Source organism: Allobosea sp. CER48 (genome assembly GCF_044752385.1).
Classification (GTDB): Bacteria; Pseudomonadota; Alphaproteobacteria; order Rhizobiales; family Beijerinckiaceae; genus Allobosea.
The window spans coordinates 1-1645 of sequence record NZ_JBIWYK010000588.1 but is presented as its reverse complement, the minus strand read 5'-3'; the positions used below and the strand labels follow the sequence as shown (position 1 = coordinate 1645).

The following is a 1645-nucleotide window of genomic DNA, read 5'->3' as shown; positions in this document are numbered from 1 at the left end:
CTCCTCCGGGCGGTGACCGCGACCGTCCAGCCACGGCGGGCCAGTTCGACCGCGACCGCCGCCCCGATGCCGGAACTGGCGCCGGTGATCCAGGCGACGCCGTCCTGCGGTTTCATGCGGGGCAAGGCCATCGTCGGCTCCGGTTTGGTCGGAACAGCCATCTAGGCATCAAGGCGCGTTGCCGAAAGCCATGCGATCCAACTCATCCCCGTTATCCCGCCAATGCTGTGGCACTGTCGAAGCAATCGGTGCAGTCTGCGCCGCGAAGGCGCCTCCAGCGCGGCCAGAGAAACGATGAGACCATGCCGACCGAACTGCTCTTCCGCCAGGATGCCTATCTGATGGAGACGCCCGCTACGGTGGAGGCCGTCAACGAGCGCGGCGGCATCATCCTCGACCGCACGGTCTTCTATGCGACCGGCGGCGGCCAGCCCGGCGATGCCGGACATCTGCGCCGCGTCGATGGCAGCCTCGTCGCCATCGCCACGACGATCTACGACCCCGATGACAAGAGCCGGGTCATCCATGTCCCCGCCGAGGGCCAGGCCCTGCCCGCACCGGGCGAGGCGCTGACGGCCGTGCTCGACTGGGAGCGCCGCCTCAAGCGGATGCGCATCCACACCGCGCTCCACCTGCTGAGCGTCGTCCTGCCCTTCCCCGTCACCGGCGGCTCGATCGGCGATGGCGACGGGCGGCTCGATTTCGACATTCCGGAAGGCGGCCTGGACAAGGCCGAGGTGACCGGGAAGCTCCAGGCGCTGGTCGCACGCGAGGCCGACGTGACCGAGCGCTGGATCACCGATGCGGAACTCGACGCCAATCCCGGCCTGGTCAAGACGATGTCGGTGAAGCCGCCGCGCGGCTCGGGCCGCGTCCGGCTCGTCGCCATCGGTGATATCGACCTGCAGCCCTGCGGCGGCACGCATGTCCGCAATACGGCGGAGATAGGCCTCGTCGCGGTCACCGATATCGAAAAGAAGGGCAAGCAGAACCGGCGCGTCCGGATCGCGCTCGCCTGAGAACATTTGAGCTGATGCCCAGAGGATATGCCTATGGCCCGTGAAGACGTCTTCGTTTCGACCGAGTGGCTGGCCGAGCGCCTGAACGCTCCCGATATCGTCGTGGTCGATGCTTCCTGGTATCTGCCGGCGCAGAAGCGTGACGGCGCGGCCGAATATGCCGCGCGCCGGATTCCGGGCGCCGTCCATTTCGACATCGACAAGATCAAGGACACCCGCTCGTCCCTGCCCCACATGCTGCCTTCGGCGCCGGAATTCGCGGCCGCGGTCGGCGCACTCGGCATCGGCGACGGCATGCGCATCGTCGTCTATGACGGGCTCGGCTTCTTCTCGGCGCCGCGCGTGCGCTGGACCTTCAAGGTGTTCGGGGCGCGCGAAGTCGTCATCCTCGACGGCGGTTTCCCGAAATGGCTCGCCGAGGGACGCCCCGTCGAGGAAGACGGTCCGCAGCCGCGCCAGCCCCGCAGCTTCACCGCCCGGCTCGACAACGGGACCGTCGCCAATGCCGAGGACGTGGCGCGGGCGACAGCATCGCAGACGATCCAGGTGGTCGATGCCCGCGCCGCAGACCGCTTCCGCGGCGAGGCGCCGGAGCCGCGGCCGGGCCTGGCCTCCGGCCACATCCC

General features: G+C 68.7%; 3 protein-coding genes. 2 read left to right on the top strand and 1 reads right to left on the bottom strand.

Going from position 1 to position 1645, the window contains the following annotated elements; translation table 11 throughout:
* On the bottom strand, positions 1-131 hold a 131-nt coding region (locus tag ACIPIA_RS15785), incomplete at its 3' end, for an SDR family NAD(P)-dependent oxidoreductase (protein WP_400510926.1).
* Between the two features lie 171 nt (positions 132-302).
* On the opposite strand from ACIPIA_RS15785, the gene ACIPIA_RS15780 reads away from it, so the two are divergent.
* Together ACIPIA_RS15780 and ACIPIA_RS15775 are read left to right on the top strand one after the other, a co-directional pair.
* Positions 303-1019: an alanyl-tRNA editing protein gene (locus ACIPIA_RS15780; protein ID WP_400510925.1), complete on the top strand. Its 717-nt coding sequence runs from the start codon at positions 303-305 to the stop codon at positions 1017-1019.
* 33 nt (positions 1020-1052) lie between these two features.
* Positions 1053-1645, top strand: a 593-nt coding sequence (locus ACIPIA_RS15775) for a sulfurtransferase (protein WP_400510924.1), incomplete at its 3' end; no start/stop codon positions are given.

Excerpts from the sequence above, each read along its gene's own strand:
- ACIPIA_RS15780 (WP_400510925.1), top strand. The coding sequence starts at position 303 with ATGCCGACCGAACTGCTCTTCCGCCAGGATGCCTATCTGATGGAGACG.